Annotated in this window: 23 protein-coding genes and 1 pseudogene; 11 read left to right on the forward strand and 13 right to left on the reverse strand. The window is 39.6% G+C overall.

The window, feature by feature from the left end; all coding sequences use genetic code 11:
• Window positions 1-28 precede the first annotated feature (28 nt).
• Window positions 29-1,033 carry an NADP-dependent oxidoreductase gene (locus BMW38_RS04275; protein WP_092706012.1) on the forward strand — a complete coding sequence of 335 codons (1,005 nt, stop codon included), beginning with the start codon at window positions 29-31 and terminating at the stop codon, window positions 1,031-1,033.
• Between the two features lie 84 nt (window positions 1,034-1,117).
• On the opposite strand, the gene BMW38_RS04280 is transcribed toward BMW38_RS04275, so the two are convergent.
• The 4 genes from BMW38_RS04280 to BMW38_RS04295 form a co-directional block, all read right to left on the reverse strand.
• Window positions 1,118-1,996, reverse strand: a complete 879-nt coding sequence (locus BMW38_RS04280; RefSeq protein WP_092706014.1) for an NAD(P)-dependent oxidoreductase — start codon at window positions 1,994-1,996, stop codon at window positions 1,118-1,120.
• On the reverse strand, window positions 1,996-3,372 hold the full coding sequence (locus BMW38_RS04285; RefSeq protein ID WP_092706016.1) for an MFS transporter: 1,377 nt from the start codon (window positions 3,370-3,372) through the stop codon (window positions 1,996-1,998). The genes BMW38_RS04280 and BMW38_RS04285 overlap by 1 nt, the downstream gene beginning before the upstream one ends.
• 33 nt (window positions 3,373-3,405) lie before the next feature.
• Complete coding sequence (gene denD / locus BMW38_RS04290) at window positions 3,406-4,377, reverse strand: D-erythronate dehydrogenase (RefSeq protein ID WP_092706018.1); 972 nt, start codon at window positions 4,375-4,377, stop codon at window positions 3,406-3,408.
• A 220-nt stretch (window positions 4,378-4,597) separates the two neighbouring features.
• Window positions 4,598-5,533, reverse strand: a complete 936-nt coding sequence (locus tag BMW38_RS04295; protein ID WP_092706020.1) for a LysR family transcriptional regulator — start codon at window positions 5,531-5,533, stop codon at window positions 4,598-4,600.
• A gap of 111 nt (window positions 5,534-5,644) precedes the next feature.
• Here BMW38_RS04295 and BMW38_RS04300 point away from each other — a divergent pair, with 111 nt between their 5' ends.
• The 3 genes from BMW38_RS04300 to BMW38_RS04310 all read left to right on the forward strand — a co-directional run bounded on the left by BMW38_RS04300 (window position 5,645) and on the right by BMW38_RS04310 (window position 10,287).
• Window positions 5,645-6,820, forward strand: a complete 1,176-nt coding sequence (locus tag BMW38_RS04300; RefSeq protein WP_092706022.1) for a fumarylacetoacetate hydrolase family protein — start codon at window positions 5,645-5,647, stop codon at window positions 6,818-6,820.
• An 88-nt stretch (window positions 6,821-6,908) separates the two neighbouring features.
• Entirely contained in the window at window positions 6,909-8,696 is a 1,788-nt protein-coding gene (locus tag BMW38_RS04305) for an IlvD/Edd family dehydratase (protein ID WP_092706024.1), read from the forward strand.
• A gap of 16 nt (window positions 8,697-8,712) precedes the next feature.
• Window positions 8,713-10,287 (forward strand): aldehyde dehydrogenase (NADP(+)), encoded by a 1,575-nt coding sequence (locus BMW38_RS04310; protein ID WP_092706026.1) that lies wholly within the window; start codon window positions 8,713-8,715, stop codon window positions 10,285-10,287.
• A gap of 190 nt (window positions 10,288-10,477) precedes the next feature.
• Here BMW38_RS04310 and BMW38_RS04315 read toward each other — a convergent pair.
• The 3 genes and pseudogenes from BMW38_RS04315 to BMW38_RS04325 all read right to left on the reverse strand — a co-directional run.
• Window positions 10,478-10,642: pseudogene (locus BMW38_RS04315) on the reverse strand (IS5/IS1182 family transposase); the annotation flags it as partial.
• Between the two features lie 122 nt (window positions 10,643-10,764).
• Complete coding sequence (locus BMW38_RS04320) at window positions 10,765-10,974, reverse strand: hypothetical protein (protein ID WP_092706148.1); 210 nt, start codon at window positions 10,972-10,974, stop codon at window positions 10,765-10,767.
• 228 nt (window positions 10,975-11,202) lie between these two features.
• Window positions 11,203-11,757, reverse strand: a complete 555-nt coding sequence (locus BMW38_RS04325) for a TetR/AcrR family transcriptional regulator (RefSeq protein WP_092706028.1) — start codon at window positions 11,755-11,757, stop codon at window positions 11,203-11,205.
• Between the two features lie 746 nt (window positions 11,758-12,503).
• Here BMW38_RS04325 and BMW38_RS04335 point away from each other — a divergent pair.
• From BMW38_RS04335 to BMW38_RS04350, 4 genes are all read left to right on the forward strand, one after another.
• Entirely contained in the window at window positions 12,504-13,073 is a 570-nt protein-coding gene (locus BMW38_RS04335) for a TetR/AcrR family transcriptional regulator (RefSeq protein ID WP_092706030.1), read from the forward strand.
• 138 nt (window positions 13,074-13,211) lie between these two features.
• The gene (locus BMW38_RS04340; protein ID WP_092706032.1) at window positions 13,212-14,231 is read left to right on the forward strand and encodes an MBL fold metallo-hydrolase; all 1,020 of its coding nucleotides are present in this window, start codon (window positions 13,212-13,214) and stop codon (window positions 14,229-14,231) included.
• 187 nt (window positions 14,232-14,418) lie between these two features.
• Window positions 14,419-14,967 (forward strand): RrF2 family transcriptional regulator, encoded by a 549-nt coding sequence (locus BMW38_RS04345; RefSeq protein ID WP_034677660.1) that lies wholly within the window; start codon window positions 14,419-14,421, stop codon window positions 14,965-14,967.
• A 161-nt stretch (window positions 14,968-15,128) separates the two neighbouring features.
• Window positions 15,129-16,334 carry an NAD(P)/FAD-dependent oxidoreductase gene (locus tag BMW38_RS04350; protein ID WP_092706034.1) on the forward strand — a complete coding sequence of 402 codons (1,206 nt, stop codon included), beginning with the start codon at window positions 15,129-15,131 and terminating at the stop codon, window positions 16,332-16,334.
• Window positions 16,335-16,419: 85 nt separating this feature from the next.
• On the opposite strand, the gene BMW38_RS04355 is transcribed toward BMW38_RS04350, so the two are convergent.
• Window positions 16,420-17,112: a type 1 glutamine amidotransferase domain-containing protein gene (locus tag BMW38_RS04355; protein ID WP_092706036.1), complete on the reverse strand. Its 693-nt coding sequence runs from the start codon at window positions 17,110-17,112 to the stop codon at window positions 16,420-16,422.
• A 155-nt stretch (window positions 17,113-17,267) separates the two neighbouring features.
• On the opposite strand from BMW38_RS04355, the gene BMW38_RS04360 reads away from it, so the two are divergent.
• Both BMW38_RS04360 and BMW38_RS04365 read left to right on the forward strand, forming a co-directional pair.
• Complete coding sequence (locus tag BMW38_RS04360) at window positions 17,268-17,684, forward strand: MerR family transcriptional regulator (RefSeq protein ID WP_092706038.1); 417 nt, start codon at window positions 17,268-17,270, stop codon at window positions 17,682-17,684.
• A 77-nt stretch (window positions 17,685-17,761) separates the two neighbouring features.
• Window positions 17,762-18,568, forward strand: coding sequence for a type 1 glutamine amidotransferase domain-containing protein (locus BMW38_RS04365; RefSeq protein WP_092706040.1), 807 nt, complete (start codon window positions 17,762-17,764; stop codon window positions 18,566-18,568).
• Window positions 18,569-18,636: 68 nt separating this feature from the next.
• Here BMW38_RS04365 and BMW38_RS04370 read toward each other — a convergent pair whose 3' ends face one another.
• The 4 genes from BMW38_RS04370 to BMW38_RS04385 form a co-directional block, all read right to left on the reverse strand.
• Complete coding sequence (locus tag BMW38_RS04370) at window positions 18,637-19,212, reverse strand: dihydrofolate reductase family protein (protein ID WP_092706042.1); 576 nt, start codon at window positions 19,210-19,212, stop codon at window positions 18,637-18,639.
• Window positions 19,213-19,425: 213 nt separating this feature from the next.
• On the reverse strand, window positions 19,426-20,493 hold the full coding sequence (locus tag BMW38_RS04375; RefSeq protein ID WP_092706044.1) for a saccharopine dehydrogenase family protein: 1,068 nt from the start codon (window positions 20,491-20,493) through the stop codon (window positions 19,426-19,428).
• A gap of 15 nt (window positions 20,494-20,508) precedes the next feature.
• The gene (locus BMW38_RS04380) at window positions 20,509-21,747 is read right to left on the reverse strand and encodes an NADH:flavin oxidoreductase/NADH oxidase family protein (protein WP_092706046.1); all 1,239 of its coding nucleotides are present in this window, start codon (window positions 21,745-21,747) and stop codon (window positions 20,509-20,511) included.
• 159 nt (window positions 21,748-21,906) lie between these two features.
• On the reverse strand, window positions 21,907-22,737 hold the full coding sequence (locus BMW38_RS04385) for an alpha/beta fold hydrolase (protein WP_092706048.1): 831 nt from the start codon (window positions 22,735-22,737) through the stop codon (window positions 21,907-21,909).
• A gap of 330 nt (window positions 22,738-23,067) precedes the next feature.
• Here BMW38_RS04385 and BMW38_RS04390 point away from each other — a divergent pair, with 330 nt between their 5' ends.
• The gene (locus BMW38_RS04390; RefSeq protein ID WP_092706050.1) at window positions 23,068-23,964 is read left to right on the forward strand and encodes an acetoacetate decarboxylase family protein; all 897 of its coding nucleotides are present in this window, start codon (window positions 23,068-23,070) and stop codon (window positions 23,962-23,964) included.
• A gap of 58 nt (window positions 23,965-24,022) precedes the next feature.
• On the opposite strand, the gene BMW38_RS04395 is transcribed toward BMW38_RS04390, so the two are convergent.
• Window positions 24,023-25,318, reverse strand: coding sequence for a DcaP family trimeric outer membrane transporter (locus BMW38_RS04395; protein ID WP_092706052.1), 1,296 nt, complete (start codon window positions 25,316-25,318; stop codon window positions 24,023-24,025).
• Window positions 25,319-25,368 lie beyond the last annotated feature (50 nt).

Here is a 25,368-nt window from a genome sequence, read left to right on the forward strand (position 1 = left end):
AACAAATTTCAAAAAATAGAGGTTTAAAATGAAAGCAGCCTACATAAGCCGTTATGGCAAGATTGATGATGTACAGATCAATGAACAACCCAAACCATCTCTAACCGAAGATGCTGTCCTTGTTAAGGTACATGCAGCAAGTATTAACCCTCTCGACTTAAGAATTTTAGAAGGTGAATTTAAGGCAATTTTGCCAGTACCATTTCCTTTTATTTTAGGCAATGATTTTGCAGGCACAGTGGTAGAAGTTGGATCGAACGTTACTGGGTTTAAAGCTGGAGACGAAGTGTATGCCAAGACCGATCTGAACGGCGCTTTTGCCGAATATACGGTCGTTCAGCAGTCTTCGCTGGCGCTTAAACCGCAAAATATTTCGATGGAACAGGCAGCAGCTCTACCTTTAGTTGCCTTAACTTCATGGCAAGCACTAGTTGAAATTGCAAAAGTGAAAGCTGGACAAAAAGTACTGATTCACGCAGGTTCAGGCGGTGTGGGTTCAATTGCAATTCAACTTGCAAAGTCATTAGGTGCTATTGTTGCAACCACAACCAGTGGCAAAAACACTCGTTGGGTTAGAGAGTTGGGTGCCGACATCATTGTTGATTATAAAACAACGGACTTTGAGCAAGAGCTTAAAGACTATGACGTAGTTTTAGATACGCAAGGTGGGAAAACCTTAGAGAAATCACTCAATGTACTTAAACGTGGTGGGCGTCTTATTAGTATTTCAGGTCCACCCGACCAAGCTTTTGCAGAAGCAATTAATCCGAACTGGTTTCTAAAATGTGTTATCCCGCTTTTAAGCTGGTCAATTCGACATAAAGCAAAAAAACGTGGCGTTACCTATTCATTTTTATTTATGCAACCGAGTGGTCCACAGCTCTCAAAAATTACAGAATTGGTAGAAGCTGGAAAGATTAAACCCGTAGTTGACCAAACCTATGACTTTGCTCAAATTAAAGAAGCACTTCAATATGTAAATACGGGCCGATCAAAAGGTAAAGTTGTTTTAAATAATATTGCTGAACTTTGAGCATTTATTTAAATAAAAAACACTACGAATGGTCAAATCATTAAAGATCTTAATGACTCGACCATTCGTAGTAGCTTTATAAAATTAAAGAGCTAAATGATTCATCCGCTCTAACTCACGGATTAAACCTGAGTGATCAAGTTCGCCGTCACCAGCGACCACCATATTTTGAAAGAGCTGATTGACCAATTCAGCAATAGGCAAATTCAACTCTAGTGATTTGGCATAGCTAATGGCGGTATGAATATCTTTATGCTGGGTTTTAGCTGTTCCACCGGGTTTAAAATTACGCGTTAAGATACGTTCACCATGTTGCTGCAAAATCGGAGAGTCTGCAAAACCGCCTGTTAATGCCTGTTTGAGTTTTACAGGGTCAGCTCCTGCCTTACTCGCAAGTAATAAACCCTCACTTACCGTTGCAATGGTAGTGGCAACAATCATTTGATTGACCAGTTTAGCAAGTTCGCCACAGCCAGCGTCACCGACTAAAATTGGTCTGCCCATCGCTCTTAAAATATTTTCAGCCTGTTTGAAGGTAGAAAGCTCTCCACCCACCATAATTGCCAAACTTGCATTTTGAGCGCCTTTTTCTCCGCCAGAGACCGGAGCATCTAAATAGCGAAGTGATCGCTCTTTGCACTTTTCACTTTGTGTTTTTGCAACTTCAACCGGTATCGAACTCATAACAATCACGGTGCTTTCTGGTTTTAGCTGCGAGACTGCACCGTGTTCTTTAAACAAAATGTCATCACATGTTTTTCCGTCGCTGAGCATACAAATTAAAAACTCGACATCTTTTCCGACTTGCTCAATTTCACTGCAAACCTGTGCACCAGCGTCTTTTAAAATATCTGCTTTAGATGGAGTTCTATTCCAGACCTTGAGTTGATGGCCTGCTTTTAATAAGTTCATGGCCATTGGCATTCCCATAATGCCTGTACCAACAAATCCGATGGTCGCCATTATTTCATCTCCGTCGCAGTTCGAACTTTGAATTGCTGTTGCTCTGCTTTTAAGCTATTTGATTTTAACTTTGCCAATAGCAACAACCCTAAACCACCCATGGCAACAAATCCTGCAATTACAAGAAATGCTACTGTGTAGGTTCCAGTGGTTGTATATAAATATCCAGTTAAATATGGGCCAGTAAAACCACTTAAGTTACCGACAGAGTTAATTAACCCAATCCCGGCTGCGGCACCAACGCCTGTTAAAGTTTGCCCAGGAATGGTCCAGAAAATATTAATTGCACTAAACACGCCAATCGCAAGCAGAATAAAACCTACAATAATTGCCCAAGGTTGGTTCACAATTAAGGCAATCGCAATTGCTGAAGCAGCCATGAGTGCAGCACAAGCGCCATGTTTATAACGCTCTTGTTTACGGTCAGAACGACGGCTCCATAAAACCATGCCGACTGCCGCGAAAGCATATGGAATTGCAGTGAGTAAACCATTTTGAATGAGGCTGATTTCCATACCAAAGGTGTTACGGAATGACTCTAAAACACTTGGTAAGAAGAAGAACATTGCATTTGAACCTGAAGTAATTCCAAAATAAACAACTGCCATAATCCAAACCAATGGATTTTTAAATACTTGCTTAATCATTTCACCCTTGGTTAAAGCCACTTCTGTAGATTGTTCTTTTTCTCTTTCTTCACGCTCTAACGTAGTCATGAGCCATTGACGCTGTTCAGCCGTTAACCACTCGGCTTCTTTAGGGTTGTTGGTTAAATATTTTAAGCAGACTAAGCCTAAAATTATTGAAGGAATACCCTCCAAAATATACATTAAGCGCCAGCCTTCATAGCCAATGGTATTGCCCCATTGCATAAGACCAACTGAAATTGGGGCACCAATAATTTGTGCAATTGGCAATCCAAGATAGAACGTTGCGAAAACACGGGCACGATATTTTGCAGGAAACCATAAGGTTAAATAAAAGATAACACCCGGAAAGAAACCCGCTTCGGCAATTCCAAGTAAAAACCGTAAAACAATAAACTGAGTACCACTATGAATGAAACCCATAAGCCCGGCAATGATGCCCCAAGTAATCATGATTCGGGCAATCCAGATCCGTGCCCCAAAGCGATGAAGTAAAACATTACTCGGTACTTCAGCAATGAAATAACCAAGGAAAAATACGCCCGCACCTAAACCAAAAATGGTTTGAGTAATTCCAATCGCATCATTCATGTGTAGCGCAGCAAAACCAATATTGGTTCTGTCTAGAAATGCCATAATGAATAAAATAATCAGAAATGGGATAATTCGACTCGAAACACGCTTAATTGTCTGCTCTTCAATAGCAGTAACATTCTTGATATCTTCCATAATAAATCTCACATCAAATGGCGATCACTGCCATTAATTTTGGGTATCTTCTATATGTGCCTGAATGACGCTTTCAAAATTTTTATCCGCTTGGAAACCTAAAGACTCGGCATATTCAGCCTTCACCTGAACGGGCCAACTTTTAACAATACGTTGAATGGTTTGGTCTTCTTGCCATTGCACTAAATCGGTTGCTTGTTTACCTGCAACTTTTTCAAGCGCCTCAAGCATTTCTTTAACCGTAACGGTTAATCCCGGTAAAGGAATAATTCGATTGTCTTGAAGTACATCTGTCGAAATGGTTGCAGCCTTAATCATTGACTCGACACAGCGCCGTGGTGAAGTCACAAAAACTGGGGTATCTGACGGTACTGGGCAAATTGCCGTTTCGCCTTTTAGCGGTTCACGAATAATTGAGCTAAAAAATGTAGATGCAGCTTTATTTGGTTTACCGGGACGAACTACAATGGTTGGTAGTCTTAAAATACGGCCATCAATAAAGCCTTTTCTTGAATAGTCTGAAACGAGTAATTCTCCTACTGCTTTTTGCATGCCGTAAGAAGACTTTGGCGTAACAACTGTCTCGTCTGTCACAACTTCAGGTAATTGACCTCCAAATACAGCACAGCCACTGGCAAAAATGACTCGAGGTCGTGTCTGCTTTTTTCTTAATTCTTCTAATAAATTTAAAAGTCCATAAAGGTTAACATCCATTCCTAAGTCAAAATCAGCTTCTGCCGCTGAACTGACTACGGCAGCCAAATGCCAAACTACATCAATATTTTCTGTAATATTTGCTACAGTAGTTTTATCGGTAATATCACCCACAATGACTTCAATTTTCGGGTCTTGCGGCAAGTCATCACCAGCAAATGCATCAAACAGAATAATTTTATTGATGGGCTTTGGCTGCTGTTCATCTAAAGCCAAGCTGCCGATTTTTAGAATCTCTTTGGCGATTTGTTTTCCAATAAAACCAGTACCACCAGTGATTAGCACATTCATACAGGGATCCTTTCCTAATTTTTATTCACTTAAAAATTTTTTAATCATCGTGAATTAAACGATAAGGAGTCCAAGCAATAATTTCCAATGAATAATTTCTAAATATTGATAACTTTTTAATATCAGTTTTATATGGTTATAACTCAACAATAACTTGCTATTTTTTCTTATTTTTTAATTAAAAAGCCCCAAATATTTCCATGTTTTGGGGCCTATCATTTTACTTACGTTTGGTGTTCTTTAATAAAATCTCGATAAAAGCTGAGGCAATGTCAGAAACTGGCTCATCTTTACGCGTCAAAATTCCATAATCTTGCGCATCTAAAATCAAATCTGTTTCTAAAATCTGTAATTGCCCTTCTTTTACCTGATCAATCACCATCGCTTCTGGCAACATTCCGACCATAGGCGCACCTTTTAAGATCTGTAAAAAAGTCTGCATAGACATGGTGTTCACCGTATTTAAAGGTATTTTTACTTTTGCCCGCGCAAATGCACCTTCCATACGTTCTCGAATTGGCGTGCCTTTGGGATAGAGGACCCATGGCCAATTTAATAATTCTTCTAGGGTACAAAATTTTTTCTGAGCGCATGGATGGGCACTATTCACAACAATACAAAATGGCTCTGGTCCTAAGGGCTGAAAATTAAAAAACTGGCTTTGAGTGACATCTGTAAAACGGCCTATGGCTAAATCTAAAGTATGTTCGCTTAACATTTCCATTAAATGATCACTGGTCTGTTCAACCACATCGATAGAAAGTAGCGGCCATTTTTTCTTAATTTCAATAATTGAGTTTGGAATGACCACTGCGGTTGCCGCAAAGATGCCTCCTACCTTTAAGAACCCATGACCGCCCAACCGCAAAATTTCAATGTCTTCAACAAAATGCTTTGCATCATTTAAAACGCGCTGCGCATAGCGAATGACATGCTCCCCCAAAGCAGTGACTGGCATATTTCGGGGTAAGCGTTCAAAAACCTGAAAACCTAGCAGGCTTTCAATTTCTTTTAGCATTTTACTCACGGCAGGTTGACTTAAGTTCATCTGCTCGGCAGCCAAATGCATGTTATTGGTTCGTGCTAAAGTTTCTAACAAAACCAAATGTTTGAATTTTAACCAATTATTTAAGCTTGAGTAAGTCAAATCCGCCATTTATAAAAATCCTTTTCGATAACTATTCGTTATTAATAATTAAATTATTACGATTGGTGTTTATTAAATAAGAAACATATCATGATTTCAAATAAAAGAAGGATGCTTTAAATGAACTTTACCTTAAATTCCCAGAACTCATTACCAGATGACGCTACCCAAGGATGTTTAATTGGTCGCGCGTGGATTCCAAATCAAATTTCTGGTCCATCTCCGATTCTTTTAAAAGACAATCAGGTTTTTGATATTTCAGAAAAGTTTCATACGATTTCCCAGTTGCTTGAAAGTTCAGATCCTTTAAAAGCTTTATCTGAAATTGAAGGAAGATTAGTTGGCTCAATAGATGAGTTATTTGCTAACACAGTCGCTGAGCCAGATACAAATAAGGCGTATTTTTTAGCTCCTATTGATTTACAAGTGATTAAAGCGGCTGGTGTAACCTTTGCGGCAAGCATGTTAGAACGCGTGATTGAAGAACAAGCTGGTGGCGATGCGCAGAAAGCTCAATCCATCCGTGAAGTTGTACAAAATGTGATTGGCGATAATTTAAAAACAATCGAACCCGGCTCAGAAAAAGCCCTTCAACTCAAAGAATATTTAATTGAACAAAAAATGTGGTCTCAATACCTTGAAGTAGGTATTGGCACAGATGCAGAAATTTTTACTAAAGCACCGGTTTTAGCAGCCGTGGGAACTGGTCAAAATATTGGTATTCATCCTAAATCTGAGTGGAATAACCCAGAGCCAGAAGTGGTATTAGTTGCAAATAGTCACGGTAAAATTTTAGGTGCTACGTTAGGCAATGACGTTAATTTACGGGACTTTGAAGGTCGTAGTGCTTTGCTCTTAAGTAAAGCCAAAGATAACAATGCGTCTTGTGCAATTGGCCCTTTTATTCGTCTTTTCGACCATACCTTTAGTTTAAATGACATCCGTGCTTGTGATGTTGAATTGCAAATTGAAGGTACAGATAACTTTGTGCTCAATGGTATTAGCTCTATGTCTCAAATTAGCCGTGATCCTGAAGATTTAATTCAGCAAACGCTGAATGAAAATCACCAATATCCAGACGGTTTTGTTTTATTCCTAGGCACTTTATTTGCCCCTACTCAAGATCGAGAACAAGCTGGCGCAGGGTTTACTCATAAGGTCGGCGATGTCGTCCGTATTCATTCGCCTAAACTCGGCACTCTATACAACACGGTCATGACCAGCGACAAAGCGACGCCGTGGAATTTTGGAATAAATGCATTGATGCGTAATTTGAAGCAACGCGAATTATTGTAATTTTCACGTATTATTGGTCAGTTGAATCGTAAGATTCATCTCGTGAAAAAAATTAAATTTCAAAAAGTATGAGTGAAAGGATCTAAAAATGAATGATCAAGATAAACGGATTTTTTTACGTAGCCAAGAATGGTTTGATGATCCTACACATGCTGACATGACAGCACTTTACGTTGAACGTTATATGAATTATGGATTGACCCGTACCGAACTACAATCGGGTCGCCCTATTATTGGCATTGCACAGACCGGTAGTGATTTAACCCCCTGTAACCGTCATCACAAAGAACTAGCTGAACGTGTGAAAGCAGGTATTCGTGATGCTGGTGGTATTCCGATGGAATTTCCGGTTCACCCAATTGCAGAACAGTCGCGCCGTCCGACTGCTGCACTCGACCGGAACTTAGCTTATTTAGGTTTAGTTGAAATATTACATGGCTATCCACTTGATGGTGTGGTGCTAACAACGGGCTGTGATAAAACCACACCAGCTTGTTTAATGGCAGCCGCGACTACAGATTTACCTGCCATTGTTTTATCCGGTGGTCCAATGCTAGATGGCCATTTCAAAGGCGAGTTAATTGGCTCAGGTACAGTGCTCTGGCATGCAAGAAATTTACTTGCCACTGGTGAAATTGACTATGAAGGCTTCATGGAAATGACGACTTCGGCATCACCTTCGGTTGGGCATTGCAACACCATGGGTACAGCACTTTCAATGAATGCCTTAGCTGAAGCGTTGGGCATGTCTTTACCTACATGTGCAAGCATTCCTGCACCGTATCGCGAACGTGGGCAAATGGCCTATATGACAGGAAAAAGAATTTGCGAAATGGTCTTAGAAGATTTACGTCCCTCTAAAATCATGACCAAACAATCATTTGAAAATGCCATTGCGGTAGCGTCTGCTCTAGGTGCATCTAGCAACTGTCCTCCTCATTTAATTGCAATTGCCCGCCATATGGGCATTGAGTTGAGTTTAGAAGACTGGCAACGCGTTGGAGAAAAGATTCCTTTAATTGTAAACTGTATGCCTGCGGGTAAATATTTAGGTGAAGGCTTTCACCGCGCTGGTGGTGTTCCTGCGGTTATGCATGAGTTGCAAAAATCTGGTGTTTTACATGAAGACTGTGCATCGGTCAGCGGTAAAACAATGGGTGAAATTGCTAAAAATGCAAAAACCTCAAACTCAGATGTCATCTTTCCATATGAACAGCCACTTAAACACGGCGCAGGCTTTATTGTGCTCAGTGGTAATTTCTTTGACAGCGCCATTATGAAAATGTCTGTGGTTGGCGAAGCATTTAAGAAAACCTATTTATCTGACCCAAATAGTGAAAATAGCTTTGAAGCAAGAGCGATTGTTTTTGAAGGCCCTGAAGACTACCACGCACGAATCAATGACCCTGCTCTGGAAATTGACGAGCACTGTATTTTGGTCATTCGAGGTGCTGGAACAGTGGGTTATCCGGGCAGTGCAGAAGTTGTCAATATGGCTCCCCCCGCAGAATTGATTAAAAAAGGAATTGACTCACTGCCTTGCTTGGGAGATGGCCGTCAAAGTGGAACATCTGCCAGCCCTTCTATTTTAAACATGTCACCAGAAGCGGCCGTAGGCGGTGGAATTGCGTTATTAAAAACCAATGATCGATTGCGCATTGATCTGAACAATCGCTCCGTCAATGTGCTTATTTCTGATGAAGAGCTAGAAAAACGCCGTCAGGAATGGCAGCCAACAGTCTCTGTATCTCAAACACCTTGGCAAGAAATGTATCGCAACATGGTCGGCCAACTATCTACTGGCGGTTGCTTAGAACCCGCGACTTTATATATGCGTGTGGTCAACCAAAATAATCTGCCACGACATTCTCATTAATCTCAGGATATTTATTATGGTCATTGGACACAACTTTATTGGCGGTTCACGCAGCGCGCAAAGTGCAAACTTATTAAAAAGTGTGAATGCAACAACTGGCGAAGCTTTGCCTTTTGAATTCCATCATGCAACCGAGCAAGAGGTCAATCAGGCCTGTGAAGCAGCAAGTAAAGCCTTTAAAACTTACCGTCACACTTCACCTGAACAGCGTGCTACCTTTTTAGAAAACATTGCTGATGAGCTCGATGCTTTGGGAACAGATTTTCTAGAAATCGTCTCACAAGAAACTGCCTTGCCACTTGCACGCTTGCAAGGCGAGCGTGGCCGTACCAGTGGACAAATGCGTTTGTTTGCCAAAGTGTTGCGTCGTGGTGACTTCTTAGGGGCGCGTATTGATACCGCTTTGCCTGAGCGTCAGCCTTTACCACGCCCAGACCTACGCCAGATTAAAATTGGTGTTGGCCCCGTTGCAGTATTTGGTGCCAGTAACTTTCCACTCGCTTTTTCAACTGCAGGTGGCGATACCGCCTCTGCACTAGCAGCGGGTTGTTCGGTTGTAGTGAAAGCGCATAGCGGCCACATGGCGACAGCAGATTTTGTGGCTCAGGCAATTGAACGTGCTGTCGAAAAATCAAATATGCCTAAAGGTGTATTTAACATGATTTATGGCAATGGCGTGGGCGGACCTTTAGTTAAGCATCCCCTAATTCAGGCAGTGGGTTTCACCGGTTCACTTCGAGGTGGTCGCGCTTTATGTGACATGGCAGCAGCCCGCCCACAACCGATTCCGGTGTTTGCTGAAATGAGCAGTATTAACCCAATGCTGATGTTACCCGAAGCATTAAAAAGCCGAGGGGACAAAATTGCACAGGACTTGGCAGATTCAGTCGTTCTGGGCTGCGGTCAGTTCTGTACCAATCCGGGTTTAATCTTGGGAATTAAATCAGTCGAATTTAGCCAACTCATTACTAACCTAACCAACATTATGGGCAGCAAACCTGCACAAACCATGCTGAATGCTGGCACCTTAACAAGCTATGCGGCAGGTCTTGAACATTTAACCCAGCATCAAGGCATTGAACACTTAGCAGGTCAAATCCAGCAAGGCAATCAGGCTCAGCCTCAACTGTTTAAAGCTGATGTTGAGCTTTTACTAGCAGGTGATCAGCTTTTACAAGAAGAAATCTTTGGGCCAACGACTGTCATCATTGAGGTTGAAGATAAAGCCCAACTCCTTCAAGCCCTGCAAAGTATGAATGGTCAGCTAACGGCGACTTTAATTGCCGATGAAGCAGATTTAACCGAGTTTGCAGATGTGGTTCCGGTGCTCGAAGAAAAGGCTGGTCGTTTGCTTTTAAATGGTTATCCAACAGGTGTTGAGGTGTGCGATGCCATGGTACATGGCGGGCCATATCCAGCAACTTCAGATGCGAGAGGAACTTCGGTTGGAACCTTGGCAATTGACCGTTACTTACGTCCAGTGTGTTATCAGAACTACCCGCAAAGTTTATTACCTGAAGCTTTAAAAGACAGTAACCCGTTGCAAATATTAAGACTGGTTAATGGTGAGATGACCAGAGATACCCTATAAATTTAATCGAAATTTATAGGGTATCTACTGTAATTTCCTGCCATTTAAAAGAATAAAAGTCCTTCTTCGGGCTTTTATTCTTCCTTAAGTTTTTATTCACATTTATAACTATTTACCTGATTAACATTACCTGCAATATAAGTAATTTTCTTCGGATATAAACAAACAGATAAACTGCGATTTGGGCATACGGTCGGCCTAATTCCGTGAATTTATTCAGAGCTGCAATTCTCGCATGCATCTCATTTACCTGACTTGAAAAATGCTTTGCTGATAATTTATCTCCTAATAATTTAATACAGTACATTTTAGTCTCAACCAAACTTCTATGATGATAACCCAACCATTTCTTCCAACTAGCCAGCCAGATCGTCTAAATGATCCAAAAAATCCACAGCAGCAACAAATAGACTTAAATACGTATAAAAAAACCTCAATGAGATATTGAGGTTTTTTTATACATTTGCGATAGTTTTATCAGTTCTGCTGATCTTTTTGCCGCTGTATATCTTTCTGATCTTTCACGTTTTGTTGTCGCTGTTGATTTGGTATATGGTGTTGGTATTGGTGGTTTTGTTGCTGTTGTTGATCCTGTTGGTTTTGCTCGAATTGTTGTTCTTGCAGTTTATTTTGGCGATCTTGATCAATCTCTTGTTGCCGGTGTTGATCACTTTTTTGATTAGCCATATTAATTGTCCATTCTTTAATATGATTCATTTTTAAATTCACATACTTATCATTATAAAGCTACTTACTTCATGTGACATTTTCTTTCATTGTAAATTTTATGATTGAAGATAAAAATATATGACTAATAAAGATGCAGTTATTTGAATTTCCTAAAAATATAAATTACATTGACTACTTGATCAAACAAATTTCATTTTAGATTTTACAGATTAAAATGCTTTTCTCTCACCCCAACCCCAACAAAAAATACTCAAGCAACCTCTCCCGTTCATCGGGTTTACTCGGGTCTAAAAGCTGAACCATCGCGCCATCAATCACAAACAAAAACATGTGGGCATCGGGTTTTGAAGCATTTGGATTGGACGTTAAAAGCAGATTATAAATTTCCTTGATCAACCAGTTTCGATAGTCAATGACGACCTGATATGCCTTTGGATGTGTTTTCGCAATTTCAAAAATAGCTTTAAACGGCAAATGATATAGCCCTTCTAAATCGGCATGTAAAAAGTATATTTTCCTAAGTTTTTCAACCAGCGTTAAGTCTTTTTGAACATAAATAATTGAAAGTATTTCTTCTTTTAAACCATCTTTTTGAAAGGTCAGACTCATTTCGATAAGACGCTCTTTTGAATGAAAATAATTATAAAACGTGGCTTTCGGGATTTTTGCTGCTTCAATAATTCGGTCTACCCCGACATTGTGAAAGCCGTGTTTATTAAAAAGATATCTTGCAGAATGAAGTACGCTTAAAGCACGAAATGGAAGATTTGAATGTGGCATAGTTTTACCGTTATAAAATAAATTTTTGTTGTATATAAATGAGATATAAAATCCGCTGCCCTTTCTTGGGAGAAAAAAAGGCATAGCAAAGCCGTAAAGACTGCGCTTGGCACATCTCAAGTTTTATTGTTGATGCAAGTTTTTTAGTCGTGACGATTTAAAGCCTGATAAGCCTAGAGGCGATCAAACTGTTTTAAAAGTTTAAGTTGTGTCGTTATAGACTTTGGCAAAGACTGCCAAGAAATGATTAGTGTGCAAAGCCAACTCCTTTTTATTGGGAGTTCTGCCAAAGCATTATAAATTATGGTGGCAGAACGGAAGTGGGTTAGCAGACTGGTTAGACTCCAGCACACCCGTGGGTGTCCCACTCCCGTCCTACCGCTACGGGAGGGAACGAGATGTGCACACAAAACTATTCCTCAGAAGAAATAATCCTGATGTGGTCTAAAACGGTCTGCTAAAACCGACTGGCAATGTAGGCTAGCCCGCAAATGGTAATCTTCAATATTTAAGGTGTCAATGTGAAATTGGCTAGAAATTATTTAATTAATTATTGTTTTTCATTAAATTACATATTTAAGGAATATCTTAAATGTAAGCTTAACAATATAAGATAAATCTATAATCTTTTTAAAATTCTGAGTTTATTGGCGTGTTCCTAAATTTCACCTCTTCTACAAAACATTTCTTGCACTCTATCTATTTTTATGTATGATTGAGTAATCACTCAATTAATATATTTGTATATGGCTCGTCCCCGTAGTGAAGATAAACGTAATGCAATTTTAAGTGCTGCTATTGAAACATTGGCAGAGCTTGGCGAACGTGCATCTACCTCAAAAATTGCTAAAGTCGCTGGCGTGGCAGAAGGCACTTTATTTACCTATTTTAGTAATAAAGAAGAACTGCTTAATCAGTTATATCTTTCGCTAAAGGCCGAGCTCCGTCAGGTCATGATGAATGGTTACCCTACCCAATCAGACCTGCAAGCACAAATGTCGCACATTTGGCAAAGCTATTTGGACTGGAGTTTAGAAGCTCCCCTTAAACGAAAAGTCATGGCACAGCTTTCGACCTCAGAACAAATTACTGAGCAAAGCAAACAAATTGGCATGCAAACCTTTTGTGACCTGACCCAAAACATTCAAGAATGTATTAATGACGGAAAATTGAGAGATTACCCGCCGTTATTTATTGCATCAATTTTAGGTGCACTTGCCGAAGTCGCACTCAATTTTATTGCCCAAGACCCTTCTCAAGCAGAGCGTTATCGCAAATCGGGTTTTGAAGCATTTTGGCATGCGGTTTCAATTTAAATAAAAGGTAAGGACCCACGGCGTCCTTATTTTTGAAAGAGTTAATGAGTGAGTAAATACTCATTTTATAGATATTAATAAGTACTTCAAAGGTTCTTATTTGCAAATACAGGTTTGTTCCACTAAAGGAAAAACAAGATGACTATTTCAAACACAACAGACTTGCCTTCTCCCTTAATGCCGTCACAACAGCAAAATGGCAAATTTAGAAATACACGCCCAAACCTACACAAACCATCTTTTGGTAAAACACTTCAGTTGATGTGGAAGTTTCTATTTAACAAACCGAAAGACACTGTGCCCAACCGAGACATTCCCGTTTTGAGTTTGTCAAAAGAACAACTTTTGAGTGCGCCTGACCGTTCCCTATTTCGTCTTGGGCACTCGACCATATTGTTAAAATTGCGTAATGAGTTTTGGTTAACTGACCCTGTTTTTTCAGAGCGTGCCTCGCCTTTTCAGTGGATTGGGCCAAAACGTTTTCACCAACCACCCATTAACATTGCCGACTTACCGCCCATCAAAGGCGTGATTTTGTCGCATAACCACTACGACCATCTCGACTACCATGCAGTCATGCAGCTTAAAGACAAAGTTGAGCATTTCTTAACACCGCTTGGTGTGGGTGACACCCTCATTAAATGGGGAATTCCAGCAGAAAAAGTTCAACAACTTGACTGGTGGGACACCACTCATGTTGATGGTCTTGAACTGGTTGCGACCCCTGCCCATCACTTCTCCGGTCGTGGTATGGGTGATAGTAATGAAACGCTTTGGGCATCTTGGGTGATTATTGATAATGATCTACGCGTGTTTTTTAGCGGAGATACAGGATATTTCGATGGTTTTAAAGAGATTGGACATCGTTATGGTCCCTTCGATCTGACCATGCTAGAAACTGGAGCTTATGACCCTGAATGGCCAGATGTTCACATGCAACCCGAACAAACTTTACAAGCACATATCGATTTAAAAGGACGTCATTTATTGCCCGTGCATAACGGTACTTTTGACTTGGCGCTCCATGCTTGGGACGACCCGTTTGAACGAATTGTTGCTTTGGCTAAACAAAATGAGTTAGCAATTAGTACGCCTCAAATGGGTGAAGTATTGAATTTAAACGAGCCAAAAGTTGAAAATTATTGGTGGCGTTCGTAAGTTTTTCGATATTTTTTAAATTATTTATTTCTCTTTAAAGGTATTTAAATTCAGATATATATCTCCCATTCCTCCTATCTATATCGTTCACAAATAAAACTAGGACTAACTTTGTCTTAGTTTTATTGTTGACTTAAAACACAGACTACATTAGTCTGTGTTTGTAATTGATCAATTATGAAATTAAATGGCTTATATCACTAGTAGCGTCGAGTATGCGATTCACTGTCTTCTTTTTCTTGTGAACAATGAAGATAAACCATTGAGTAGTAAGGATCTGGCCGAATTACAAGGAGTCTCTCCGAGTTTTATGGCCAAGATTTTTCCTAAACTTGAAAAGGCAGGCCTTGTTGTTGCACAAGAAGGTGTTCGTGGTGGGTATTTACTGGCCAAACCGGCTCATGAAATCAGCTTTTTAGATATTGTGAATGCAATCGAAGGTGAAAAACCGCTTTTCGAGTGCCAAGAAGTTCGTGGGAAATGTGCTGTCTTTAATCATGCCCCACCAGATTGGGCAACCAGTGGTGTGTGTGCAGTGCATGCTGTCATGCTACAGGCCGAAAAAGCCATGCGAGATGCATTAGGTGCTCATACACTTGGCGATATTGCAGACCGCTTTGGTCGTTATGCACCCGACGTATTTTTTAGTGATGTAAATGGCTGGATCAATGAACGCATTGAAGGAAGAACAGCAAAAATGCGAAAAAGTAAAATATCGCGGGACACCCCCGACTAATAAGCTTGTAGGGCCTCAAACCCTAGAGTAACAACACCCCTAACCCTTTTTTAAACGCCTTCTCAGATTTTTCGGACAATCAGAGAAAGGATTCGCTCACCCAAAATTTTGTGATGAGCTGGAATGTATTGTCCGAAAAAACCTATCAAAAGGATAATCAAATGAGTAAGCGTATTATTATTGCAGGTTCTGGTTTTGCTGGTTTATGGGCTGCACTTGCTGCACAAAGAGCAATTCACTTGGCTTCCCAAGAACAAAATATTGAAGTGGTTATGGTTTCCCCTAGCCCGAATGTTGGGATTCGACCGCGGCTTTATGAAGCTGTACTTGAAAATATGAACCCTGATATTTCAGAGTTATTAAGTGTAGTCGACGTTAAATACGTGGCTGGCTGGGTAAATCAGATTGATGCCGACCAACAAACAATTGAAGTTTCAACCACCGACGGCGGCAAGCAAACCTTAAGTTATGACCGTTTTATTCTGGCAACTGGAAGTACGACGTTTATGCCGCCTATACCGGGCCTTACCGAATATGGGTTTAGCGTAAGCACATTAGAAGATGCTGAAAAACTAGACCAGCATCTTAAAAACTTAGCCAACAAACCTGCAAATGCAGCTCGTAATACTGTAGTCGTCGCTGGTGGCGGTCTTACTGGTCTAGAAACAGTGACTGAAATGCCTGAACGTCTACGTAGTATTTTAGGCGAAACTGATATTCGTGTGGTGTTAGTCGACTCATCTGCACAAATTGGTGCTGCTATGGGTGATGAAGCTGCGACTGTAATTCGAGAAGCTCTCGACGAGTTGGGTGTTGAAGGTATAGCTGGAGTCCGCGTTACTGCAATTGATGCTTCTGGTGTCACACTTTCTAATGGCGAAAGAATTGAAACAGAAACCGTCATTTGGACTGCGGGCATGAGAGCTAACTCACTCACCTCTCAAATTGCAGGTGAAAAAGATAATTTAGGCCGTATTTTAGGTGATACCTATTTACATGCACCTGAAGCAAAAAATATTTTTGTGACCGGTGATACCGTAAAAGTTCCAACCGATGATTTAGGTAATTTTAACGTAATGTCTTGCCAACACGCCATGAGCCTAGGTCGTGTGGCGGGTTACAATGCTGCGGCGGAATTGGTTGATTTACCGTTGCATGCCTATAGTCAACCAAAGTATGTGACTTGTCTTGATTTAGGCCCTTGGGGTGCTCTCTATAGCGAAGGTTGGGACCGTCAGGTTCAATTTGTTCGTGAAGAAGCTAAAAAAATTAAGCAAGAAATTAATACTGTCTGGATTTACCCACCTGCGGCAGACCGTGATGCTGTGTTTGCGATAGCAAACCCTGATTTTGTTATTGTTCCTTAAACGATCTGTTTTAGTGAGTACAAATCTATTTAAAACCCCAAAAGTAGAGAGCTGCTTTTGGGGTTTATTTTTGAAACATTAAAATCTATGCTTTTTCTAGTTCTTCTATAATCGCTAAAGCTGTCTTTTTAGCAGAAAAAGGATTTTGACCTGTAATTAAATTGCCATCTTGAACAACATAGGGTGCAAATGGAACAAAAGCCTTTTTATAGTCAGCACCATACTCTTTTGCTAACTCTTCGGCATTATAAGGTACCTTTTTTGCCACGCCTGCCAAGATTTCTTCACTCCATGCATAACCTGTTAATTTTTTACCTTCTATCAGTCGTTTACCATTTGAAAGCCTTACATTAAGTAAGCCGCAATAGCCGTGACATACGCTCGATACAATGCCGCCTTTTTCATAAATATTTTTGGTGATCTCTTGTAGTTCAGGGTTATCTAGAAAATCCCACATTACCCCATGACCACCTGTGTAATAAATCGCGTCATAATCTTGCCAATGAATATCTGAGGGTTTATGAGTGTTGGCCAGCAAAGTCATAAACGTTTGATCGTCTTCTCTCGCTTTGACAGATTTATCGGCAACTAAAGCGCCCAGTGATTTTGGTTCAATCGGCGTTTTGCCGCCATTTGGACTTACAATATCTTGGATATAACCTTTTTCTTCGAACTTATCATAGGCATGCGTGAGTTCGCCTAACCATAGACCTGTGGGTTCATCTACATCTTTATAGCGTGAAACATTGGTCACGACATGTAATATGCGTTTAGACATCTTTTCACCTCATTTTTCATATTTATAATTCTGTTCATTAATTTATCAAAGCATAGAAACCTGTTACTGAAAGTTTGTGCTTAGTAAAGTTATGAACCTTGCTTTTACACCACTATAAGTCTAAAGTTAACTTTAATGTCAAGAGAGTAGTGGCTATGAATATTAGCGAATTATCTAAACTAAGCGGTTTAACGACCCCTACCATTCGTTATTATGAACAAATAAAACTCTTGCCTAAAGCTAAAAGAAAATCGAATGGCTACCGTGAATATAGTGACAACGACTTAAAACAACTTTCTTTAATTCAACAGGCTCAACAAGTTGGATTTTCTTTAGCAGAAATTAAAGCTTTTTTGCCGTCAAAAGTTGCCTCTTGGAATCATGATGAACTAATTAAAACCCTTGAATCCAAAATTCAGGAAATAGAACTTTTAGAACAAAAGCTAAAAGTGAGTAAACAAAATTTACACACCATGATTGATGCGATCAATAACAAGCCCGATGAGATTACTTGCGAACAAAATGCGGAAAGACTCATGAATCTCTATTACGACAAGGCAAAAGCACCATAAAATTTTAAGAAACCCATTGACCTTCAAGTGAGCTTTAAGCATAGGATTGGCTACAGGTGATTGATAAGGAACCTGTGATGTTTAAAGTTTGGAATTTTCAGCGTTGGTTAACAATTATTTTTGGCATTCTTTTGTCTTCAAATCTGGTACATGCCGCAGAGCCAGATAAAACCCAAAGCCTTACTAAAGCAAACGGAAGAATTTTAGTCGTGATGACCAATCACTCGGCTTATCCTTCCCGTTCGGATAAAACAGGACTTTGGCTTACTGAACTGACTCACTTTTATGATGTTGCTTTAGCGGCTGGCTATAAAATGGATTTTGTAAGCCCGCTCGGCGGTGAAGTTCCGTTAGATGAACGTAGCTTAAAATCCACTTACTTAGACAAATCAGCGCGAGATCATTTAGCCAACCCAGCATTTATGCAGCGGTTAAAGACCACATTGTCCCCTAGTGCAATTAATCCATCAGATTACAAAGCTATTTACTATACTGGTGGTCATGGCACCATGTGGGATTTCCCAAACAATAAATCTTTGCAAAACATTGGCGAACAGATCTATCGTCAAGGTGGAATAGTTTCAGCGGTATGTCACGGCGTGGGTGGTTTATTGCCTCTACAAGATGAAAATGGCAAACCTCTAATTGCAGGTAGAACCGTTACAGGCTTTGCAAATATTGAAGAAACTCTTTCAGGTATTAAATCTCAAGTACCTTTTTCTTTACAAAATGGACTCATTGAACGCAGAGCAAACTACAAACAAGCATTTGTTCCATTTACCTCATATGTAGTTTCAGACGACAGAATTATTACAGGACAAAATCCTCAATCGAGTAAGGAAATTGCCGAGGCAGTCGTTAAGCGTTTAAGTAGCATTCAATAAATCTAAAAAGACGAATTACAGCTCCATTCTGTAATTCGTCTTTTCCATATAAATACTATAGAAAAAAATCAGCCGATCTTTTGATAATGAAGACCTATTGCACCTGAAGCAAAAGTTTTATTTTCAATGAGTTTAAAATTAGTCTTTTCTTGAATGCCTTGAAATAGTGGCAAGCCACTACCAATCAGCACGGGCGAAACCGTAATTTTATATTCATCAATTAAATCAAGTTGCATCAAGTAGTGAGCGAACCGAGGACTCCCCAGAATTACCATATCCTTGCCCTGCTTCTGTTTAAGCTTATGAATCTCTTCTTCAACATGATCTTTCACAAGTCTGGAGTTATTCCATTCAACTTTATCTAGAGTTGTAGAAAAAACAATTTTCTCTGTCTTTTCGATCCATTCGGCATGATTTCGCTCATGCTCTGAAGCTGCTGGATTTGAAAGCATAGTTGGCCAATAATCGTACATCATTTGATACGTCGCACGCCCCCAAATCAACGTATCGGCAGTGCTCAAAATTTCTTTTGCGTGGTTTGCTAAATCGGCATCGTAAGCAATCCATCCTATGTCCATTGCTCCATTTGGACCTTCGACAAAACTATCAAGCGAGGCATGTAGAAACTGTATTAGTTTTCTCATTATTTACATTCCATTGTTATAAAAAATATTTATCACTTTTTAGTATATTCAATTTGAATTATTCCTTGTGGAATGTTTTGTTTTCTCTTTTTCTTAGGACAAAAACCAAGGTGTATTTGTTTGAAATAGCTCTAAATCTTATCAATTACCCGAATAAGCATGATTCCTTATTCGGGATTAATCTATAAACATGATGCTTTAAACAAAGTTTTGTTAAGAAATTACCAGTGATCCAGAACCCGGAAGTTCGGTTACTAGCTTATAACCCATGAGTTTAGCAGGCGTATATGTACCGCCTTTGACCGTATTTTTAAGTAAATAACTCACCACAGCCAGTGAACCATTCACGGTAAGGCTATAAGCATTTTCTGTTTGGATACGGGCAGTTTTTATTTCTCCGCGAGCATTTCTTGCTTCGCCCCAAACATAGGTCGGTACTTTCGCGCGAAGTTCTTCGTTTGGCCCAACAACCGTTTTTTCAATACGTGACTTAATTAACTTCTGCACAGCCTTGAGTTTTAATACAGGACGTAAATAATTCATCATTTTCGCGCCCATAATCATTTTTGGAAACGCAGGCACAAACACTTCAATGTTTGGAATACCAGTTGTATAGAACGCTGTAGATACGTCACCCCACGGAACACTCATGGCACTTTTTTTACCGTCACCAAAATCAATAGTCCGAACATAATGTGCTAATGGAACGGTGGTAATTTTTCCGTTTTTACGAATTTTTCCGCCCTCACCCATCCCTTCTATACTTGTTTTGGCAGTACCCGGTGAAAACCCAGTTCTAGAGTCAAAACCAAGCGCTAAATGGGTCGCATCTGGTAGTGCTTCTTTCAGTGCGGCTGCAACACAATCTGTTGGAATCACATCAAAGCCAACACCCGGACAAAGTACAATATCGGCTTTTTCTGCTTGGTTATTGAGAGACTGTGCCAATTCAAATACAGAAATTTCACCAGTAATATCAAGATAATGAGCGCCTGCTTTTATACAAGCTTCCATCATGGGTTTTGAGGTAGCTGAAAATGGCCCTGCACAGTGCATAACCAGTTTAAAACCTTTGAGATGCTCACTTACCGCCTCTACATTATCAAGACCAAAAGCCTGATAGGTGAGCCTTAACTCTTGAGCTAGTGCTTCAACCTTGGCCTTGTTACGACCAGCAAGAGTTGGTTTTAGACCTTGGCGTACAGCTTCACGAGCGATTAACTCACCCGTGTAGCCATTTGCTCCATAAATTATCCAGTTTGAATCGTTAGGATTTGTCATAACACCACTCTTTTATTAAGAAGCAAATGAATAATCACGCATGCCTTTTTTGTATTGGCGGGTACGGCATGACATAGCTGATTGTTGCAAAATTAAAGCCCACGCTGGTGAAACATTTGGTTTTGTTTTTTTACCCGAGCTTAAATTACGTAACTGAAATTTGACCACAGCCATATTTGCAAGGGAAGCTAACGTTTTATTTTCCCATGTAATTGGTTTTAGTTCAGGTGTAATATTTTGGCCTTGTTTCCAAGCATTGGGCAAATTAGGTTCAATTGCTAAAGCTGTGGCAATGCCAACCATATCTACACCACTTTCAACCACCTGCTCTGCTACCTGTTTACGGCGTATGCCTCCTGTCACCATAACAGGCATTTTGGCAACTTTTCGAATTTCTTGTGCAAACTCTAAAAAGTAAGCTTCCCGAGCAAGTGTTCGACCATCACGTGCTTGGCCTTGCATTGCTGGCGCCTCGTAGCTACCACCTGAAAGCTCAACCAAATCGACAGCGTATTCGTTTAACATTTTAACCACTTGCTGGGCATCTTCGGCGCTAAACCCACCGCGTTGGAAATCGGCTGAATTTAGTTTTACTGCAACAGTAAACTGAGGCGAAACCACTTTACGAACTGCTTCCACAATTTCCATTAAAATTCGAGCACGGTTTTCTAAAGAACCACCCCATTGATCTTGGCGTTTATTACTAATTGGAGAAAGAAACTGGCTTAATAAATAACCATGCGCTGCATGAATTTCTACACCGGTAAATCCTGCTTTTTCACCTAAACGTGCCGTGTTTGCAAAACGCTGAATCACCTCTGCAATCATCTCTTCGGTCATTTCGATTGGAGTATTAAAGCGATTTGACATTTTGCCTAAATCGAGTGAAATTGCAGAAGGTGCCCAAGTTTGCTGACCAAGATTGGCTTGCATTTGACGCCCCGGATGATTAATTTGAAGCCAAACCTGAGCGCCTTTGGAACGACCAATTTGTGCCCATTTTTTGAAAGTATCTAAATGCTTTTCATCTTCAAGAACCACACCGCCCGGTCCGGTCATGGCTCTACGGTCTACCATCACATTACCCGTAATAATTAGACCTACACCGCCATCTGCCCAAGCTTGATATAAACGCATTAGCTCTTCTGAAGGTGCGTGGTTTAAATCAGCCATGTTTTCTTCCATTGCCGCTTTCGCAATTCGGTTTGAAACATATGAGCCATTTGGAAATACTAATTTTTCGAACACTTTCATTGGAATGACCTCATTCAGTATGGCTTTACTTTAAGATTAAAGCTAACTTTAATGTCAATACTTTTTCAATTTTTACTCTTTAATAATTTGAATTAACTAATTTTTTATATAAAAAAAGAGGCATTCAATAGCCTCTTTTTTTAAAGTTTAATACTTTTATTACTCGCGAATAAAGGCTAATAAGTCAGCATTAATCACTTCATGGTTCACGGTTAACATGCCATGAGAAAAACCAGGGTAGATTTTTAATTGGCTATTTTGAAGCAATTCAGCAGATTTCACGCCAGAAGTTTTATAAGGCACGATCTGGTCATCATCACCATGCAATACCAAAACTGGAATCGTGATTTTCTTTAAATCTTCGGTAAAGTCAGTTTGTGAGAAAGCGACAATACCGTCGTAATGCGCTTTTGCACTACCCGTCATACCCTGACGCCACCAGTTAGCAATAATACCTTCCGATGGCTTAGCATCAGGTCGATTAAAACCATAGAATGGTCCAGATGGTAAATCACGGAAAAATTGTGCACGATTGGTGAGAACTTGATTTTGCAGGTCATCAAAAACTTCTTTTGGTAAACCTTCAGGATTATTTTCAGTTTTAACCATGAGTGGCGGGACAGCACTGACAAGCACAGCTTTTGCAACATTTTCTTCGCCATGACGAGCGATATAGTGAGCCACTTCACCGCCGCCTGTTGAGTGGCCAATATGAATTGCATTTTTAATATTGAGATGTTTAACCACCTCTGCGACATCATCTGCATAATGGTCCATATCGTGACCATCCCACACTTGACTAGAACGACCATGACCACGTCGGTCATGAGCCACAACACGATAACCTTGTCCTAAAAAGAAAAGTAGTTGAGTGTCCCAATCATCTGAACTTAAGGGCCAACCATGATGAAAAAATAAAACTTGGGCATCGCGTGGACCCCAATCTTTATAGAAAATATCAACGCCATCTTTTGTGGTTACATATCCCATCTTTGTTCTCCTGCTGAAAATCTGCTCGTAGATTCGTTATAAAGGCTTGAATATTTATACTAAGGTTAAAGTTAACTTTAAGGTCAACAGTCTCAATTTATTTTTAATAATAAAATTTATATGAAGGCTCCACAGGACTTTGTATCTTTTTAATCTTTAATTGTTTTTGTTTTATTTCTTTTAAATGTCAAAGATCTTACATATGAAAATTTAAAATCTTGACTTTAAAGTTAACTTTAATCTTATAGTGACTACATTGGCTATCAATTAACACGTCTCGATATGGACAAACGTAGCTACTCGGTCAATTAATGTTAAAGGTGAACTCTCATGAATATAAAACAACAGTTTACTGAGGTTGAGTTTGGGCAACAAAAAGTCAAAGTACCCAAAGGCGGTTATTACGACCGTTTTAGAATGAACCCGGATTTAGACGAAGTAGCTCAAGATCCAGCTGCTGGCAATATCGATTTTTTTCATAAAATTCCTAAAAAATTAGTTGAATCGAGGGTTGGACCTGTCTGGGCACCAAACTTTTATTATCGTAGTTCAAATATTCAGCTGTTAATGCTTGCGCCAATTAAGCAAATTAAGGCAAAACTTCCTGCTGCTTTAACTCCTTTACAACCATTTCCAGGCTATGGATTGGTCGTCGTTACGTTCTTTACCTATTCAGTTTGTGACAATGACCCATATAACGAAGTGTCAATTGCGATTGTTGTACGTAAACCGAATGCTCGTGGACCACACATTGCTGAGTTAATGAAATCGATGCGTCAACGTCATTTCTATGCACATGTTTTAGCATTGCCTGTAGATACAGAAATTGCCCGTGTGCGTGGTGTATATGGTTATCAACTACCAAAATGGTTAACTAAAATTGATGTCAACATTAGCTCAAAAGAGGTCCAAGCCAATATTGCCGATCTTAATGGCAAATTAGATTTAAGCTTAAAAACCCGTGTACCTAATTTAAAACATGTCGATTCTGAAACACATATCAACAAAGCCACCATGCTACATGTTGTTGATGGCAAATGGCATCAAACAGAAGTTCAGTCCAACATTCTTTCTTTTGCACAAAAGCTTTTTCCAAAGAAAATTCAACTTGAAAAAAATGAGGGACCTTTAACTAATTTGCTAAATGAACTTGGTGCTTCAAAAATTCTACGTTTAGACGTAATAGAAGATGCTCAGGTGGTATTAAATCTACCAGTTAAAATTTAGTAATCTGTTATTTAATAATGCTAAAGGTAGCCTTAAACTACCTTTAGTATAAAACATTTTAAAAATCATAGATAATGGTAGCATTTATACGATTATCAATTCCTTCTCGATCATTAAAAGTTGTCCTTTGCCCATACATATATTCAAAACCAATATTTATTGCTTTTACTGGTGTATAAAAGGCATTAATCCATCCTTCTATTAGCTCTTTATTTTGAGTCGGATCATTTTGTACGAGTTCAGAAAATGAATTACTACTATTAGCACGCATATAGCCTAACCCGACTGAGGATCGTATCTTAGGCGTAAATTTTTGAGTTAACCCAACTGTTACTGTGTCAAATTCATTTGGTTTGATATGACCATTTCCATCAAATACATAAGCATAGTTAGACCACAGTAAATTTTTAGTATCACCCTTAATATGATTGTAATCAGCTCGAATTAAAGTATTTGGAGTGACTTGCCACTTGCCGCCTAAAGCTGCTCCCCAAGCGATAAACTCATCATGATCACCTGCTGATGTTGCTTTTTGAGTTATAAAAACTCGACCAGAAAGTGCAGATCCATTATCAAACTTGTAATTTATACGTCCTGTTGCTGATGGTAGTTTCAACTTTGCATTAGCATCCGTTGTAAAGTTCTGCGTACCTGTAGTCGTAACAGTTTCAGACTTAGGATCTTCAAGGCTAACTGCAAAATTCAAATGTGAATCCACAGGATGACTATATTTTATTTGAGATACACGTGTTAAAGAACCACCTACAGAAAGTGCTGCATCTACTGTTTCTGGGAAATACTCAATGGCATTAAAGTTTGACCAAGTTTGACCGATTAACCAGTCATCAAAGGTAATATAAGCATGACGGAGGCGGAATGTATCACGCCCCGCTCCACCAAAGAAATCCATCTCTAACTTACCACCTACTTTGTGATCCCAAGTACTAGGCGCAGTAAAATTAAAACCAAAACGGGTCGCATTTAAGGTACTTTGGAATTTATCTGAATTATGTGTTTCAGCTTCGGTATGCTTCAAAGGTACGGTACTGATGTTGTTATACATCGCACTAGGACCCTTAATTTGATATGAAGCATCGGCACGAATATTTCCATACAACTCAAATTCCGCGCCACCTTTGGTCACAAGGTGCTTAAGGTCCGAGGAGCTAGTTGATGACGTAGCTACTACTTTTTTATCTTCATTTTGTTTATCGAACTTTGCTTGTAATTCTTGTATTTGCTGCTGAAGTTTTGCAATCTGCTCTTGAGTCACTTCTGCATAACTCGATGTAGCCACAGCAAATATTGCAAGGCTTAGTGTACTTCTATAGAATAATCTTACTGATTTATTCATGTTAAACTCCATTTTTTGTGAATAGTCATCCGTAAAGCAGTTTTAGGCAT

The sequence above is a fragment of the Acinetobacter sp. yr461 genome (assembly GCF_900110445.1).
Classification (GTDB): Bacteria; Pseudomonadota; Gammaproteobacteria; order Pseudomonadales; family Moraxellaceae; genus Acinetobacter; species Acinetobacter calcoaceticus.